This is a genomic window from Frigidibacter sp. MR17.24 (assembly GCF_037095655.1).
Taxonomy (GTDB): Bacteria; Pseudomonadota; Alphaproteobacteria; order Rhodobacterales; family Rhodobacteraceae; genus Frigidibacter.
In genome coordinates, this window is the sequence record NZ_JBAWKE010000003.1 from 267,412 (window position 1) to 282,763 (window position 15,352).

General features: G+C 72.0%; 12 protein-coding genes. 7 read left to right on the top strand and 5 right to left on the bottom strand.

Going from position 1 to position 15,352, the window contains the following annotated elements:
• Nucleotides 1-38: 38 nt before the first annotated feature.
• Nucleotides 39-1,481 (bottom strand): amidohydrolase family protein, encoded by a 1,443-nt coding sequence (locus V8J39_RS13495; RefSeq protein ID WP_336461443.1) that lies wholly within the window; start codon nucleotides 1,479-1,481, stop codon nucleotides 39-41.
• Nucleotides 1,482-1,819: 338 nt separating this feature from the next.
• Here V8J39_RS13495 and V8J39_RS13500 point away from each other — a divergent pair, with 338 nt between their 5' ends.
• The 3 genes from V8J39_RS13500 (at nucleotide 1,820) to V8J39_RS13510 (ending at nucleotide 5,199) form a co-directional block, all read left to right on the top strand.
• Entirely contained in the window at nucleotides 1,820-2,548 is a 729-nt protein-coding gene (locus V8J39_RS13500; RefSeq protein ID WP_336461444.1) for a GntR family transcriptional regulator, read from the top strand.
• A gap of 288 nt (nucleotides 2,549-2,836) precedes the next feature.
• Nucleotides 2,837-3,667: an IclR family transcriptional regulator gene (locus V8J39_RS13505; RefSeq protein ID WP_336461445.1), complete on the top strand. Its 831-nt coding sequence runs from the start codon at nucleotides 2,837-2,839 to the stop codon at nucleotides 3,665-3,667.
• 125 nt (nucleotides 3,668-3,792) lie between these two features.
• Nucleotides 3,793-5,199: an MmgE/PrpD family protein gene (locus tag V8J39_RS13510; RefSeq protein ID WP_336461446.1), complete on the top strand. Its 1,407-nt coding sequence runs from the start codon at nucleotides 3,793-3,795 to the stop codon at nucleotides 5,197-5,199.
• 102 nt (nucleotides 5,200-5,301) lie between these two features.
• On the opposite strand, the gene V8J39_RS13515 is transcribed toward V8J39_RS13510, so the two are convergent.
• Entirely contained in the window at nucleotides 5,302-6,729 is a 1,428-nt protein-coding gene (locus V8J39_RS13515; RefSeq protein ID WP_336461447.1) for an MmgE/PrpD family protein, read from the bottom strand.
• Nucleotides 6,730-6,850: 121 nt separating this feature from the next.
• Between V8J39_RS13515 and V8J39_RS13520 the strand changes: the two genes are divergently transcribed.
• From V8J39_RS13520 to V8J39_RS13535, 4 genes are all read left to right on the top strand, one after another.
• Complete coding sequence (locus V8J39_RS13520) at nucleotides 6,851-7,600, top strand: GntR family transcriptional regulator (RefSeq protein WP_336461448.1); 750 nt, start codon at nucleotides 6,851-6,853, stop codon at nucleotides 7,598-7,600.
• A 129-nt stretch (nucleotides 7,601-7,729) separates the two neighbouring features.
• On the top strand, nucleotides 7,730-8,905 hold the full coding sequence (locus V8J39_RS13525) for an acyl-CoA dehydrogenase family protein (protein ID WP_336461449.1): 1,176 nt from the start codon (nucleotides 7,730-7,732) through the stop codon (nucleotides 8,903-8,905).
• Nucleotides 8,902-11,001: an acetate--CoA ligase family protein gene (locus V8J39_RS13530; protein WP_336461450.1), complete on the top strand. Its 2,100-nt coding sequence runs from the start codon at nucleotides 8,902-8,904 to the stop codon at nucleotides 10,999-11,001. Before V8J39_RS13525 ends, V8J39_RS13530 begins: the two co-directional genes overlap by 4 nt.
• On the top strand, nucleotides 11,001-12,512 hold the full coding sequence (locus V8J39_RS13535) for a 3-hydroxyacyl-CoA dehydrogenase (RefSeq protein ID WP_336461451.1): 1,512 nt from the start codon (nucleotides 11,001-11,003) through the stop codon (nucleotides 12,510-12,512). Before V8J39_RS13530 ends, V8J39_RS13535 begins: the two co-directional genes overlap by 1 nt.
• 46 nt (nucleotides 12,513-12,558) lie before the next feature.
• On the opposite strand, the gene V8J39_RS13540 is transcribed toward V8J39_RS13535, so the two are convergent.
• From V8J39_RS13540 to V8J39_RS13550, 3 genes are read right to left on the bottom strand one after another with little or no spacing between them, the layout of a single operon-like run.
• Entirely contained in the window at nucleotides 12,559-13,353 is a 795-nt protein-coding gene (locus V8J39_RS13540; protein WP_336461452.1) for an enoyl-CoA hydratase/isomerase family protein, read from the bottom strand.
• 10 nt (nucleotides 13,354-13,363) lie between these two features.
• Nucleotides 13,364-14,524 (bottom strand): CoA transferase, encoded by a 1,161-nt coding sequence (locus tag V8J39_RS13545; RefSeq protein WP_336461453.1) that lies wholly within the window; start codon nucleotides 14,522-14,524, stop codon nucleotides 13,364-13,366.
• 10 nt (nucleotides 14,525-14,534) lie between these two features.
• A complete protein-coding gene (locus tag V8J39_RS13550) occupies nucleotides 14,535-15,293 on the bottom strand; it encodes an enoyl-CoA hydratase-related protein (protein WP_336461454.1) in 759 nt (252 codons plus the stop codon).
• Nucleotides 15,294-15,352: the final 59 nt, after the last annotated feature.

Genomic DNA, 15,352 nt, shown 5'->3' on the forward strand with positions numbered 1-15,352 from the left:
TGGCATTTGCGGCCCGGCGCGGCGGCCGGGCGCGGAGATCAGAGAAAGTCGAACGACAGGGGCGACATCTCGCGGCCGCTGCGGCCCGCGACGCGGTCGCGCCCCGGCACCTCGGCCTCGGCCCGCTGCTGCGCGCGGTTCACCGCGGCCGCGGCGGCGGCAAGGTCGATGGTCTGCACGACGCCGTCGCGCACCACCTGCCGCCCGTCGACGAAGACATGGGCGATCGCGCGGTCCGCGGCGGCGTAGACGAGCGAGCGCAGCGGATCGCGCGCCGGGTTCATCAGCGGATGCGCCATGTCCACCATGAAGAAGTCGGCGCGGCATCCCGGCGCGAGCCGCCCGATGTCGTCGCGGTGCAGCGCCCGCGCGCCGCCCATCGTGGCCGCGTCGAAGACCTCGGCGGTCGAGACGGTGTGCGGCCGCCCGCCGGTCAGCCGCGCCAGCATCCCGACGTGGCGCATCTCCTCGACCATGTTGTGCGGATAGGTGTCGGTGCCGATGCCCATGTTGACGCCGGCGCGCAGGTAGCGGCCGAAATCCTGCAGCGCCATGCCGCGGCGCCAGAACACCGTCGGGCAATGCGCCACCGTCGCGCCGCTTTCGGCCAGCAGGGCAAGGTCGCGGTCGCGGCTGCCCCAGGGGGTCGAGGGATGGTCGTCCAGGAAGATGCCGTGCCCGACGATGGTCTTCGGCCCCAGCACGCCAAGATCGTGCAGCCAGCGGATCGGGCTGACGCCGTGGCGGCGGGTGATCTCGTGGAACTCGGGCACCGACTGCGCGGCATGGATCTGCCAGACCAGTCCGCGCGCCTCGGCCGCGGCATGGGTCGCGCGGATCAGCTCGGGCGAACAGGTGTCGATCTGGGCGGGCGTCATCATCCCGAACAGCCGCCCCGAGGGATGCGCCTCGGCCCGCGCGATGATGTCGAGCGCGGCCTCCATCTCGGCAAAGCCCGCGTCGCGGTTCCAGTCGTATTCGACGACATGGCCGGTGCGGGTGAACCACGTGGCCTCGCGAAACAGCGGCGCGATGCAGGCGCGCAGCCCGCTGTCGGCCATCACCTCGATCCAGCTGTCGTGCCGGACCGACATGTCGACGATCGTGGTCACGCCCGACATCAGCAGTTCGGCGCAGGCCATCCGCGTCTGGTCGGGCAGCGACTCGGCATCGCCGACCATCGTCGGCATGTATTCGTAAAGGTTGGAGTTGTAGAGCGCGGGCGAGCCGGTCTCGTCGGTATAGCCCTTGTTGATCGGCTCGAGCGAGAGGTGGCTGTGGATGTCGACGAAGCCGGGCGAGATCATCATCCCCGCCGCCTCGGTCACCGCTTCGTCGCCGCGTGGCTGATAGCCATGGCCGAGATGAAGGATGCGGCCGTCCTCGATCACCAGATCCGCATGGCGCTGATAGGCATGGCGACCGCTGGCGGCATCCCAGGCCACGATCCAGTCGGCGTTCCTGAAAAGCTGTCGCACCATGCCCGTCCCGATCCCGTGTCCCGCCCCCGAACGGGGCCCTCGGACCCGAGCACGCAACAGCCTGCCCGCGCGGGCAAAGGAAAACCCAGCCTCGCGTCGGTATTTCTTGCCCCCGCGCGCCGGATGCTGAAATACCGGACGCTTGCACTTCATATATGCAGTCGTACTGATCATATATTATATGGAGAGCGTCCGCATACCATGTGGCCGGCTGGATATCCGAATCCGCCGCCCTGCGTGAATGGACCTTTGCCGCGTTCGGCGCCGCCGGTAGACTCGGGCGGAAGGGTCGCAGGCGCGCAGGGGCGCGGGGCAAGGCGCCTGAGGAGACCGGGACGATGGAGCCGATGATGCAGCTGGCGGGAGACAACCAGACCGACCTCGCCTACCAGGCGCTCGAGGACATGATCGTGACGATGGCCCTCGCCCCGGGGGCGCGGGTGGTCGAGGCCTCGCTGATGAAGGAGCTGCCGTTCGGGCGCACCCCGCTGCGCGAGGCGATGATGCGGCTCGCGGCAGAGGGGCTGCTGGTCGCGCAGCCCCGGCGTGGCATGGTGGTGCGCGAACTCGGCTTCGCCTCGCAGATGAAGGTCTACGAGACGCGCCGGGCGCTGGAACTGGTGCTGGTGCCCGCCGCCGCCCGCCGCCGCTCGGCCGAGCAGGCCCGCGCGCTCAAGCGGATCATGGAGACCTTCACCGAAAAGCTCGGATCGGAGGACCCGCACGAACTGCTGCTGGCCGATCGGAGCTTCATCGCGCTTTTGGTCAGCATGTCGGGCAACCCCTTCATGCGCCAGCTGCTGCCGCTGTATTCGCTGTCCCGGCGCTTCTGGCTGGCATACCGCAGCCTGTTCGCACGCCGCTACCGCGACGAACAGCTGACCGAGTTCCACATCCAGATCGCCGCCGCAGTCATCGCCGGGGACGAGGCCGCCGCGCTCGAGCGTGCCACCGCCTTCCTGAATTTCGTCGAAAGCTACACGCTCTACGTTGGGCGCGAACTGGCGCATTCGCCGGTGGCGGGCAGCCCCGCGATGCCGCCCCGCGCCGACCGCGGGCGGCTCTGACCGCCGCGGCGCCGGCGCCCGCGACCCTGCCCGCAAGCCCTGCAACACGCCTCACAGGTTCCGGGACCCGGACCCTCCAGCCGAGCGCTGTCAGGCGCGAAGGGGGCGGAGGGTCGCGTGCGCGCCCGTCGCGGCCCTCGGCCCGCCGCTTGAAATCGACGGATTCAGAACTTGAATTCCGCAATGCGGTACATTTAAACTTCATCCTGACCCCTTGATGCGCAGTCATTGCGGCGCGGGACCGGTATGGGTAGGTTCGTGGCACCGGATCTGGCAGGAGAGACAGGCATGGCCAAGCAGAACGCGCGCCTCAGCGCGGCAGAGGCGCTGGCAGGCGAATTCCAGGACGAGGACCGCGGGGCCGACCGCAAGTTCATCAACTCGATCGCCCGGGGCTTCGACATCCTGCGCGCCTTCAAGCCCGGGGCCGGGCCGATGGGCAATCAGGAACTGTCGCTCGCGACCGGCATTCCGAAGGCCACGGTGACGCGCCTGACGCACACGCTGTCCGAACTCGGCTACCTGCGTTACCTCAAGGGCGAGGCGAAGTACGAGCCGACCGAGTCGATCCTCGCGCTGGGCTATGCCGTGCTGTCGAACATGACGGTCCGGCAGGTGGTGCGCGAGCCGATGCAGAAGCTCGCGCTTGCGCAGGACGTGACGGTGGCGCTGGCCGCCCGCGACCGCTCCAGCATGATCATCGTCGATGCCTTCAACGCCAATTCGCTGTCCTCGCTGCATCTCGAGGCCGGGTCGCGGGTGCCGATCGAGACGACGGCGGTCGGCCGCGCCTTCCTCGCCGGGCTGCCGCAGGAGGAGCGGCTGTTCTTCTACGACCTGCTGCAGCGCAAGCACGCGCCCGAAGACTGGAGCCTGCTGCGCGCCAAGATCGACGCGGCCATCGAGCAGGTCGAGCAGCGGGGCTTTTGCTATGTCGAGGATGACTGGCACCACGGCATGCGCGCGGTCGGCACGCCGCTGAAATCGACCGGGGCCCAGCCGCTCAAAAGCCTGCTGTGCGGCGCGCCGTCCTTCGCGGTCAGCCGCGAGAAGCTGGAAGAGGAACTGGGCCCGCAGCTCGCCCATCTCAGCCGCCAGCTGACGCCGATGCTGCGCTAGATCCGGCACCCGGCCCCCGTCCGCGCGGGCCGGCGCCTTCATCACGGACGGAAGGACAGGACGCGGCCGGCACCCGGACCGCGAACGGAGGTGGCCGGCCCCATGCCGGCGACAGGGAGGACGACATGACCATCCAGCAACCGCTCGACGCGGCGCTCCGGCAGGGCGCGACCCGGCAACTGGCCGAGTTCGTGGCCGCGGCCCGCGACATGGACTTCGACACGCGCACCCTGCACCGGGCGCGCTACCACACGCTCGACACCGTCGGGGCGCTCATCTCCGGGGCCGTGCAGGAGACGACCGAGACCACGGTCGCCGCGCACCGCGCCTTCGGCGCCACCGGCGCGGTGCCGGTCCCCGGCCGGGCCGAACGCTACGACCTGCCGACCGCGGCGCTGATCGCCGGCACGGCCGGCCACGGGCTCGAGGTCGATGACGGCTATCGCGCCGGCTCGGTCCACCCGGGCACCGTCGTCATTCCCGCCGCGCTGGCCGCGGCCTGGCACGCGCGCTGCGACGGCCCGACCTTCCTGCGCGCGGTCATCGCGGGCTACGAGGTGATGTGCCGGCTGTCGGCCGCGATCCACCCGCGCGCGCGCTGGCGCGGCTTTCACAACACGCCCGCGACCGGGGTCTTCGGCGCGGCCGCGGTCTGGTCGGTGATCCGCGGCCTTGATGCCGACCGGGTCGAGAACGCGCTTGGCGCGGCCTGCTCGACCGCCTCGGGTCTCTTCACCTTCCTGCACGGCGGCGAGGTGAAGCGGCTGCACGCCGGGTTCGCGGCCAGCCGCGGGCTTCTGGCGGGCGTCCTGGCCGAAGAGGGTCTGCAGGGCCCACCCGGCTGCCTCGAGGCGCGCGACGGCTTCTTCCACGCCTATGGCGGCGGCGACAGCGGCAGCTTCGACTACGGCCAGCTCGACCTGCTGTCGGCCGGCAAGGGGTCGCCCTACGCAATCACCGAATGCTACATCAAGCCCCATGCCTGCTGCCGCCACATCCATGCGCCGATCGACGCGCTGCAGACGCTCATGCGCGATCACGGGCTGACGGTGGACGACATCGCCCGGATCCACGTCGGCACCTATGCCGTCGCCGCGGCGCATGACCTGCGCAGCTGGTCCAGCTTCACCGGCGCGCAGATGAGCATCCCCTTCGTCATCGCCTCGGCCGCCCGCTTCGGCCGCGCCGATGTCGACATCTTCAGCCGCGCGCACCGCGACGACCCGGTCACCGCAGAGCTGGCGGGACGGGTCTCCGTCTCGGTCGATCCCGACTGTGACAGCTCCTATCCCGAGACGCGGCCGGCGGTGGTGACGCTGGTGCTGACGGACGGGCGCAGCCTCGACTGCCGGTTCGACCACCCCTACGGCGCGCCCGCGAACCCGCTGGCCGACGATGCGCTGGAGCGCAAGTTCCTGTCCCTCGCCGGGCTGGTCTTCGACGAGGCGACGGCGACCGGCATCGCCCGGCGGATCTGGTCGCTGGACGAGGTCACGGACATGCGCCCGGTGGTGGAGAGCCTCGCGAAATGAGCGGCCGCCGGGGGCGGGCGGGGGCGTCGCGCGCCCCACCCTCCCCCGGCAAGATCCGCCCGGCCCGATCCGGCGACGCGCGTTGCCCGCCGCCGGCCGCCCTCAGCCGAGCCGCGCCATCCGGGTGGCGAGCTCGGGCAGGCCCGCGGCCAGCATCGCGCCCACCTGCTCCGTCTCGATCCCGCGCACGGCGTCGCAAAAGCCCCGCGCGCGCGCAGCGCCCAGCACCGGTGTCGTCAGGGTCAGCGCCTTGTCGATCATCGCCGCAGGCTCCGGGAAACTGTCGGGTTCGCCCGAGGGCGACTCGACCAGCGCCTCAAGCTTGCGGCCATCCGCCAGCGACACCCGGACCGAGGCCGCCATCCGCCGCGGATACAGCGCCTCGATCTGCGGATCGTGCCAGGGCATCACCCGGTCGGCCAGCGCATCGATATCCGCCCGGCCCAGCAGCCCCGGGTAATCGTCCCAGCGCACGCCCCCGGTCAGAAGCGCGGCAGCGGCCAGGAAATAGACCGAGAACTGCGCATCGACGATATTGGCCGCGTGGCGCTTGCGCGGCTCGGGCTCGGCCACGGCGGCGAGCGCCTTGCGCGACAGCCCGATCTCGATCTTCGTCACCGCCGCGGCGAAGCCCGCCCCCTCGGCCCGCGCCATCGCCAGCAGCGCGTCGACCGCGGCATGGGCGAAGCGGCAGGCCGGATAGGGCTTCACCCCGATCTCCATCACCTCCCAGCCCGTGCCCAGCCCCGCCGTCGCCAGTCCGGGCTCGGGCGCGTCGCTGAAGACTTGCAGCAACCCGCGCTCGCCCTCGATCGCCTCGGCCGCGCCGCGGAAGCCGGCCCGGGCCAGGAAGGCCGCGCGGACCCCGGCCTCGGACGCGAGCCCCACCTGCAACCGCTTGGTCCAGGCGCCGTTGGCATGGAACTGCAGCGTGCCGCCGCACGAGGACAGCGCGATCCCGAAGGCATTCTCGATCTGCTCGGCCGACAGCCCCATCGCGACGCAGGCGGCGGCGGTCGCGCCGAAGACCCCGCTGGTCGCGGTGGGGTGATAGCCCTTCGCGTAGTGCCGCGGCGGCACCAGCGCGCGGCCGAGGCGGGTCATCACCTCCATCCCGGCGATGATGCCCCGCAGCGCGGCCGTGCCCGGGGCGCCGACGGCCTCTGCCGCGGCAAGCGCCGCCGGCACCACCGGCGCGGTGACATGGATCGAGGCGCCGATATGCGTGTCGTCGAAATCGAGCGTGTGCACGAGCGCCGCGTTGATCCCCGCCGCCACCGCCGCGCCATGGCCGGACCCCAGCCCCAGCACCGTCGCCGGGCCCGGGGCAAGGCCCGCGGCCGCCAGCCCCTCGACCAGCGCGGGCGTCGAGTCGCCGTCATGCCCCGCCCGCACCGCGATCGCCAGCGCGTCAAGCGTCAGCAGCGCCGCGCGCGCCCGCACCGTCTCGGGCACCTGCACCGGCTTTGGCGGCGCCTGCATTCCCAGCGCGGCGCAGAACGACGCCAGCTCTTTCGTGATCTCGACCATACCTGTCCTCCCCGACGGCTTGAGTCGGTGGCCAGAGTAACCTGTCCAGACGCCTATACAACAATTACCCTGTGCCACGCGCGTCCGGCCGCCTATACTGGCGGTCCGACAGGAGAGACACATGGCCGGACTGCCGCTTTACCAGACCCTTCACAGCCAGCTGCGGACCCGGATCCGCGACGGCCATTATCCGCCGGGCGCGGTGCTGCCGGGCGAGGTCGAGCTTGCGCGGCAATTCGGCGTGTCGCGCATGACGATGCGCAAGGCGATGGACCAGTTGGCCGAAGACGGGCTCATCGCCCGCGCCAAGGGCCGCGGCAGCGTCGTGCTCGAGGGGCGCGCGGTCGAGCCGGTGCGGGCCGAGGTCTCGGGCCTGGTCGAGAACCTGCTGGTGCTGGGCCTGCGGACGCAGGTGCAGGTGCTGCACTTCGCCTTCGAGACGCCGCCCGCCCGGATCCGGCGCGAAATGGGCCTGCCCGAAGGCCGGCAGGCCCTGCACACGGTCCGGCTACGGCACTACAAGGACAAGCCTTTTTCCTACTCGATCGCCTGGATCCCGGAAGACTACGGCCAGACCTTCGCCCGCGCCGACCTGGCGCAGAAGTCGCTGACCCAGCTGCTGCGCAGCGCCGGCGTGCGCGCCTGCAAGGCCCACCAGCGCGTCTTCGCCACCAGCGCCGACCAGACCACCGGCCCGCTGCTGGGCCTGCCCGCCGGCCATCCGGTGCTGGGGATCGAGCGCCGGGTCGAGGATGACCTCGGCCGTGTCGTCGAGCATCTGCAGGTGTTCTATCACCCCGACCGCTACGAGTTCGAAATCTCGATGCATTCCGACCCGGCGGCGCATGGCGACACCTGGCGGCCGGCCTGACGGCCGATCCGGGGGCCGGACGCCGGCCCCCGCAGTGACGTCCGGTCACGAGGGTTGACGCAGACACCTGTATACCTGACTATACATTTGAGGAGCGGGGAGGCTCCGACACCGTCAGGGAGGACAGCCGTGGATTTCAACCTCACGCTGGAGCAACGGCAGTTCCGGGACTCGGTCGACCGCTTCGCCCGGGACCGGCTTGCGCCGGGTGCGCTCAAGCGCGCCCACGATCCGAAATTTCCGTTCGACGCCTCGCGGCTGGCCGCCGAGGCCGGTCTTCTGGGCATCACCATCCCCGAGGCCGAGGGCGGCCAGGGCGGCACGCTGATGGATGCGATCATCGCGATCGAGACCGTCGCCCTGCATGACCCGCGCGGCGCCGACGCGATCCAGCAGGGCAATTTCGGCGCGATCCGCACCGTCGCGGAATATGCGACACCGGCGCAAAAGGAACGCTACCTGCCCGGGATGCTGCGCGGCGAGGTCGCGATCGGGCTGGGCATGACCGAGGCCGGCGCCGGATCGGCGGTCACCGATCTCGTGACCAGCGTGACGCCGGATGGCGACGGCTGGCGGCTGAACGGCGGCAAGGTCTTCACCAGCCATTCCGCCGAGGCCAACGTCTTCCTGATCTACTGTCGCTTCGGCCCCGGCGTCGACGGCATCGGCTCGGTCATCATCGAGCGCGGGCAGGAGGGGTTCAGCTTCGGCCAGCCCTCGAACTACATGAACACCGAACAGTGGTGCGCGCTCTATTTCGACAATGTCCGGGTCGAGAAGGAGAACGTCATGCTCGGCCCCGGCAGCTTCAAGAAGCAGATCTCGGGCTTCAACGCCGAGCGTCTGGGCAATGCCGCCCGCGCCCGCGCGCTGGGCGAATTCGCCTTCGCCGCCGCCCGCGACCACGCTCTGGAACGTCGGCAGTTCGGCCGCCCGCTGTGCGACTTCCAGGGCATCCAGTGGAAGTTCGCCGACATGCAGGTCGCGCTGGAAAGCGCGCGTATGCTGCTTTACCGCGCGGCGGTCGCGGCCGATACCGGCCTGCCCTCGGCGCAGGACACGGCGCTGGCCAAGCTGATGTGCAACCGCGCCGGCTTCGACGCCGCGAACGAGGCGGTGCAGATCATGGGCGGCACCGGCTATTGCGACGAGCATCTGGTGGAATACTGCTTCCGCAAGACCCGCGGCTGGATGATCGCGGGCGGCTCGCTCGAGATGATGCGCAACCGCATCGCCGAGGGGGTCTTCGGGCGCAGCTTCTCGCAGCGCCCGCCGCGTCCCGTGGTGATGGAGGCCGCGGAATGACGATCATGCAGCACCCCCGGCCCGACCTCGCCGACGCGCTTCTCCGGCCCCGGTCGGTGGCCATCGTCGGCGCCTCGGCCAACCTCGCAAAGAACAACAGCCGCCCCCAGCGCTACCTCGCGCGTCACGGCTATGCGGGCGAGGTCTTCCCGGTCAACCCGGGCTACGAGACCCTGTTCGACACGCCCTGCCACCCCTCGCTCGCCGCGATCGGGCGGCCGGTCGACCACGCCTACCTGATGGTGCCGACCGGGGCGATCGAGGGGTCGGTCCGCGACTGCATCGAGGCGGGCGTGCCCTGCGCATCGATCTTCTCGGGCGGTTTCGCCGAGGCGGGACCCGAGGGCGAGGCGCTGCAGGCACGCATCGTCGCCATGGCGCGCGAGGGCGGGCTGCGGCTTCTGGGGCCGAACAGCCTCGGGGTGATCAACCCCAATGCCAAGATGACGCTCAGCGCGAATGCGGTGCTGGAACGCGACGACATCGCCCCCGGATCGCTCGGGCTGATCTCGCAGTCGGGCAGCCTGATCGGCGCGCTCGTCTCGCGCGGGCAGGCGCGCGACATCCATTACGGCACGCTGGTCTCGGTCGGCAACGAGGCCGACCTGTCGGTGGGCGAGATCGCCAGCATGATGCTGCGCGACCCGGCGATCGAGGTGGTGAGCCTGTTCCTCGAGACTCTGCGTCACCGCGACGATCTGGAGCGGATGGCCTGGGACGCACAGGCCGCCGGCAAGCCGGTGCTGGCCTATGTGCTGGGGCAGTCCGACTTCGGCCGCAGCCTTGCGCAATCGCACACCGGCGCGCTGGCCGGCAACGCCGTCGCGATGGACGCCTTCCTGCAGGACATGGGCCTTCTGCGCGTCAACCTGTTCGAGACGCTGATCGAGGCGCCGGCACTGCTGGCCGGCCGGCCGAAGGCGCGCGGGCGCCGCGCGGCGGTCGTGACCACCACCGGCGGCGGCGGCGCGCTGGTCGCCGACAATCTTGGCGCGCGGGGCATCGCGATCGTGCCGCCGGACGAGGGGCTGCGCGAGACGCTGAAGGGCCACGGGCTCGACATCGGCACCTCGCCCATCGTCGACCTGACCATGGGCGGCACGCGCGAAGAGGTGGTCGACGCCTGCTTCGGCGCCCTGACCGCGCGCGAGGATGTCGACATCGTGGTGATGGTCGTGGGCTCGTCCTCCGAGTTCCACCCCCATCTCGCGGTCAAGCCGCTTGCGAAATGGGCCGAGGCGGGAACCCCGGTCGCGGCCTTCCTCTGCCCCAATGCCGTCCAGTCGCTGGGGCTGCTGCAACAGGCCGGCATCCCTGCCTTCCGCACCCCCGAAGGCTGCGCCGACGCGATCGAGGCCTACCTGTCGTGGCGCGACCCGCGCCCGCTGCCGCGACGCGACCTGCCCGCCGCGATCTCGGCCCACCTCGCCGGCGACGCCCTTGACGAGGAGGCCGCGCTGCGGCTGTTCCGCGACCTCGGGATCGCGACGGCCGACAGCCGCGTGCTCGGGCCCGACGCGCCGATCCCGCCCGACATCGCCTATCCGGTGGTGGCCAAGGTCCTGTCCGACCGGATCGCCCACAAGTCCGACCTCGGCGGCGTCGTCGTCGGCATCGCCGACGCGCCCGCGCTGGACGCCGCGCGCAGCCGCATCCTCGGGTCCGTCGCGCGCCACCTGCCCGGGATCGTGCCGGCCGGCATCCTCGTGCAAAAGATGCACCGCGGCCTGGCCGAGGCGATCGTCGGCTTCCACGACGACCCGGTCGCGGGGCCCGTGGTCATGGTCGGCACCGGCGGCATCCTCGCCGAGGTCTACAAGGACGTCGCGGTCCGCCTCGCGCCCGTCACGCTCGACACCGCGCGCGAGATGGTGGCCGAGGTCAGGGGCTTTGCCGCGCTGCGCGGCGCGCGCGGACAGGCGAAGGGCGATCTCGAGGCGCTGGCGGCGATCGTGGCCGCGCTCTCGACGCTCGCGACGCCATCGGGCGCCGCCGTGGCGGCGGCCGAGATCAACCCCGTTCTGGTCGGGCCCGAGGGCGAGGGCGCGGTGGCCGTCGACGGCCTCGTGCAGATCACCCGGCCGGAGGCGCACTGATGGCGCTCGACACGATCGCCGTGATCGGCGCGGGCACCATGGGCCGCGGGATCGCGCAGCTGTTCGCCGGCGCCGGCCATCCGGTTCTGCTGCACGACCGCGATCCCGCCGCCGTCAGCGACGCCACCGGCTTCATCGCCCGGATGCTGCGGCGCCGGGCCGAGAAGGGAGAGACGACCCGCGACGCGGCCGAGGCCGCCGTCGCCCGGCTTGAACCCGCGGGCGGGCTGCAGGCGCTCGCCCCCGCGCGGATCGTGATCGAGGCGGTGGCCGAACGTCTGGACATCAAGCAGGCCCTGTTTCGCGATCTCGAGGCGATCGTGGCCGAGGATGCGATCCTGGCCACCAACACCTCGTCGCTGATGGTGACCGCCATCGCCGCCGACTGCCGGCTGCCGGGCCGGGTCGCGGGCTGCCACTTCTTCAACCCGGTGCCGCTGATGAAGCTGGTCGAGGTGATCCGGGGCGAGCGGACCGATCCCGGCGTCGTCGCGCGGCTGGCGGCCGTGGCCGAGGCCGCGGGGCATCTGGCGGTGACCACCGCCGACACGCCCGGCTTCGTGGTCAACCACGCCGGCCGGGCGCTTTACACCGAGGGGCTGCAGCTGCTGCAGGACAATGTCGCCCCGCCGCAGGCGATCGACGCGCTGATGCGCGACCTCGCGGGGTTCCGCATGGGCCCGTTCGAGCTGTTCGACCTGACCGGCATCGACGTCTCGGGCCCGGTGGTCGAAAGCGTGCACGCGCAGTATTTCGGCGATCCGCGCTATCGCTCGTCGCCGATCGTCCGGCGCCGCATCGCCGCGGGGCTGCACGGGCGCAAGACCGGCGCGGGCTTCTACCGCTACGACGGGCAGAAGATCCTGCGCCCCGCCGAGGATCCCGCCCCCGCCGGACCGCTGCCGGCGCGGGTCTTCATCGCGCCGGGGCCTGCGCAGGACGCACTCGCGGCGCTGGTCCGCGGGCTGGGCGCCACGGTCGACGGCGGCGCCACCCCTGCCGACGATGCCCTGATCCTGACCGCGCCGATCGGCGAGGATGTCGCGACCATCGCCGCACGCAACGGCTGGCCGGTCGCGCGCTGCGCGGGGATCGACACGTTCTTCGGCCTCGACGGCCCGCGCCGGTCGCTGGCCGTCCCGGTCGGGGCCAGCCCCGACACCGTGACCGCCGCCCATGCGCTGTTCGCCGCCGACGGCACGGCCGTCACGATGGCCAACGATGCCGTCGCGATGATCGCGCAGCGCATCGTCGCGGTGATCGTCAACCTCGGCTGCGAGATCGCCCAGCAGCGCGTCGCCGCGCCGGCGCATGTCGATCTCGCGGTGCGGCTGGGGCTTGGCTATCCCGACGGGCCGCTGGCCATGGGCGACCGCTTAGGGCCCGACAGGGTGCTTGCCGTGATCGAGGGGCTGCAGCGCCTGACCGGCGATCCGCGCTATCGCCCCAGCCCCTGGCTGCGCCGGCGCGCAACCCTCGGCCTGTCGCTGCTGACGCCGGACGCGCTCTGACAGGCGCCACGACCGGCGGACTGGCCGGCGCACTGGCCCCGGGCGCTCACCGCCCGGTCCAGACCGGGTCGCGCCGGGCGCGGAAGGCGGCGATCCCCTCGCGAAGGTCCTCGCTCAGATACAGCCGGGGCTGCGTCGCGGCCTCGGCCGCCAGCACGTCGTCAAGCCGCGCCGGCAGCGCCGCGAACAGCGCGCGCACCGCGCTGCGCGTGCCCGGCGCGCTGCGGGCAAGACGCAGGGCAAGCGCCTCGGCCTCGGTCTCGGCCGCGCCTTCGGCCACCAGCAGGTCGCACAGCCCCAGCGCCGCCGCGTCATGCGCGTCGAGATCGCCGCCCAGCAGGAACAGCCGCCGCGCCGCTTGCGGCCCGATCCGCTGCGCCACCGACCAGCAGGCGCCCAGATCCGGCATCAGCCCCACCTTCTCGAAGGCGGTGACGAAGCGCGCCCCCGCCCCGATCACCATCAGGTCGCAGATCGACGCCAGGGCAAGGCCGGCGCCCGCGCAGATCCCCTCGACCGCGGCGACGACGGGCTTCGGGCTTGCGTGGATCGCGCGCGGCAGGCGATGGGCGTCGCGGATCCGCGCCTCGGCCTCGGCCGCCGTCATCCCCTCCATCGTGCCGAGGTCGCCGCCGGCGCAGAAGGCCCGCCCCTCGGCCGCCAGCACGATGCCCGCGATCGCGGGATCGGCATTGGCGGCGGCAAGCGCGGCCTCGATCGCCGCGCGCATCTCGGCCGACAGGGCGTTGCGGCGCTCCGGGTCCGACAGGCGGATCACCCGCAGGCCGCCGCGGGTCTCGGCGTGAACCAGGGTCGGCTTGATCTTGGTGTCGAGCTTCATCCGCCTCTCCTCAGGCCAGGGCCGCCGCGAGGCGGCCGAGGATCCGGTCCGTGTCGCCGCCCTGCGCCGGGGCCCGCAGCCGGGCCGGGTCGCGCGCCAGCCCGAAATCCAGGGGCGTGCCCGGCGTCAGGTAGCGCCCGGCCCCGGCATGGTCGGGCCGGGTGAACATCGGGTTGCCAAGCGAGCAGGCGGGATCGTCGGCCACCAGTTCCTTCACGCTCTGGTACGGCCCCCACAGCACGCGGTGCGCGTCCAGCGCCGCCGCGATCTCGGCCAGGTCGCGCGCCTGGAACCACGGCGCGAGCCGAAGCTTGATCGCCGCCCGCGCGGCATAGCGACCCTCGTCGGTCGCGAGATCCACCCCGAAGGCGCGGGCCAGGTGGCCCATCGCCTCGGCCGTGCCCGTCACCTCGAGCAGCGAGCGCCAGTGGCGCGGGGTCAGCACGCCGACCATCACCCGCCGGCCGTCGCGCGTCGCGAAATCGGTGCCGAAGGCGCCATAGACGTCGTTGCCCGACGCCTCGCGCGGGGCGGCGTTCAGCTCGGCCTCGGCCAGCAGGCCCAGATTGCCCATCATCCACAGCGCGCAATCCTCGAGCGACAGCCGGATCAGCCCGCCCGCCCCGGTCTCGCGCCGGCGCCGCTCGGCGGCCAGCAGCCCCTGCGCCGCCAGCAGCCCGCAGACCGCGTCCCAGGCCGGCAGCATCTGGTTGACGGGCGCATCGCCGCGCGCGGGTCCGGTCAGGAACGGCAGGCCGGTGCGCGCCTGCACCGTGTAATCCACCGCCCCCTGTCCGTCATGGGTGCCGCGGATCGCCAGCATGATCAGGTCCGGCCGGCGCTCGGACAGCCGCGCATAGTCGAGCCAGCCCGCGTCGGGGCGGTTGGTGACCACCATGCCGGTCTGCACGATCAGCTCTGCCGCGCGCGCCTGGCCCTCGGGGCTGCGCAGGTCGAGATGGACCGAGGATTTGCCCTTGTTCAGCCCCTGCCAGTACAGGCTCTCGCCGCCCGGCCCCAGCGGCCAGCGCCGCGCATCCGGCCCGCCGCCGGTCTGGTCGACGCGGATCACCTCGGCGCCAAGCTGCGCCAGCGACAGCCCCGCCAGCGGCGCGGCGATGAAGGCCGACACCTCGACCAGTTCCAGTCCGTCCAGGATCCCCGGGGTCATCGCCGTCTCCTCATCCCTTGCCCCGGCGCGCCAGGAAGCTGGCCATCCGGGTCTTCTGTTCCTCGGTGTCGAACAGCATCTGCATGTTGCGCTGCTCGATCAGCAGCGCCGCGGACAGCGGCAGGTCCGCGCCCTCGATCACCGCCTGCTTGATCATCTCGACCGCCAGCGGCGGCATCGCCGCGATCTCGGCCGCCCGCTCGATCGCGCGCGGCTGCACCTGATCATCGGCCACGAGGTCGGTCACGATGCCCCAGCCGGCGGCGGTCTCGCCATCGATCGGCGCGCCCGACAGCAGCATCCCCATCGCCCGGTGCCGCCCGATCAGCCGCACCAGCCGTTGCGTGCCGCCCGCGCCCGGCATGATGCCCAGCTTGATCTCGGGCAGCGCGAAGCGCGACCCCGGCCCGGCGACGATCAGGTCGCACAGCAGCGCCAGCTCGAACCCCGCGCCGAAGGCATAGCCGTTCACCGCCGCGATCAGCGGCTTGCGGTGCGCGAAGACCCGGGCCCAGAGCCGCGGCAGGCCAAGCGCCTGCACCCCCGCGCTGCCCTTCTCGGCCAGCAGCGCCACGTCCGCCCCCGCCGCGAAGGCGCGCAGGTCGCCGCACAGCACGCTGGCCCCGATCGCCGGATCGGCCTCGATCCGGTCCAGCTCGGCCACCAGCGCCTCGCGCATCGGCAGGTTCAGCGCATTCAGCGCCTCGGGTCGGGCCAGCCGGATCAGCGCCACCCCCGGCGCCGGGTCCGTCTCTCGCACGATGGCCATGGCGATTCCCTCCGCAGTGCCAGGCAAAGTCCGCTTCGCGACCAGCGGATTACAAAAAA

Excerpts from the sequence above, each read along its gene's own strand:
- V8J39_RS13505 (WP_336461445.1), top strand. The coding sequence starts at position 2,837 with ATGGCCAAGCAGAACGCGCGCCTCAGCGCGGCAGAGGCGCTGGCAGGC.
- V8J39_RS13550 (WP_336461454.1), bottom strand. The coding sequence starts at position 15,293 with ATGGCCATCGTGCGAGAGACGGACCCGGCGCCGGGGGTGGCGCTGATC.
- V8J39_RS13535 (WP_336461451.1), top strand. The coding sequence starts at position 11,001 with ATGGCGCTCGACACGATCGCCGTGATCGGCGCGGGCACCATGGGCCGC.
- V8J39_RS13515 (WP_336461447.1), bottom strand. The coding sequence starts at position 6,729 with ATGGTCGAGATCACGAAAGAGCTGGCGTCGTTCTGCGCCGCGCTGGGA.
- V8J39_RS13545 (WP_336461453.1), bottom strand. The coding sequence starts at position 14,524 with ATGACCCCGGGGATCCTGGACGGACTGGAACTGGTCGAGGTGTCGGCC.
- V8J39_RS13495 (WP_336461443.1), bottom strand. The coding sequence starts at position 1,481 with ATGGTGCGACAGCTTTTCAGGAACGCCGACTGGATCGTGGCCTGGGAT.
- V8J39_RS13510 (WP_336461446.1), top strand. The coding sequence starts at position 3,793 with ATGACCATCCAGCAACCGCTCGACGCGGCGCTCCGGCAGGGCGCGACC.
- V8J39_RS13530 (WP_336461450.1), top strand. The coding sequence starts at position 8,902 with ATGACGATCATGCAGCACCCCCGGCCCGACCTCGCCGACGCGCTTCTC.
- V8J39_RS13500 (WP_336461444.1), top strand. The coding sequence starts at position 1,820 with ATGGAGCCGATGATGCAGCTGGCGGGAGACAACCAGACCGACCTCGCC.
- V8J39_RS13540 (WP_336461452.1), bottom strand. The coding sequence starts at position 13,353 with ATGAAGCTCGACACCAAGATCAAGCCGACCCTGGTTCACGCCGAGACC.
- V8J39_RS13520 (WP_336461448.1), top strand. The coding sequence starts at position 6,851 with ATGGCCGGACTGCCGCTTTACCAGACCCTTCACAGCCAGCTGCGGACC.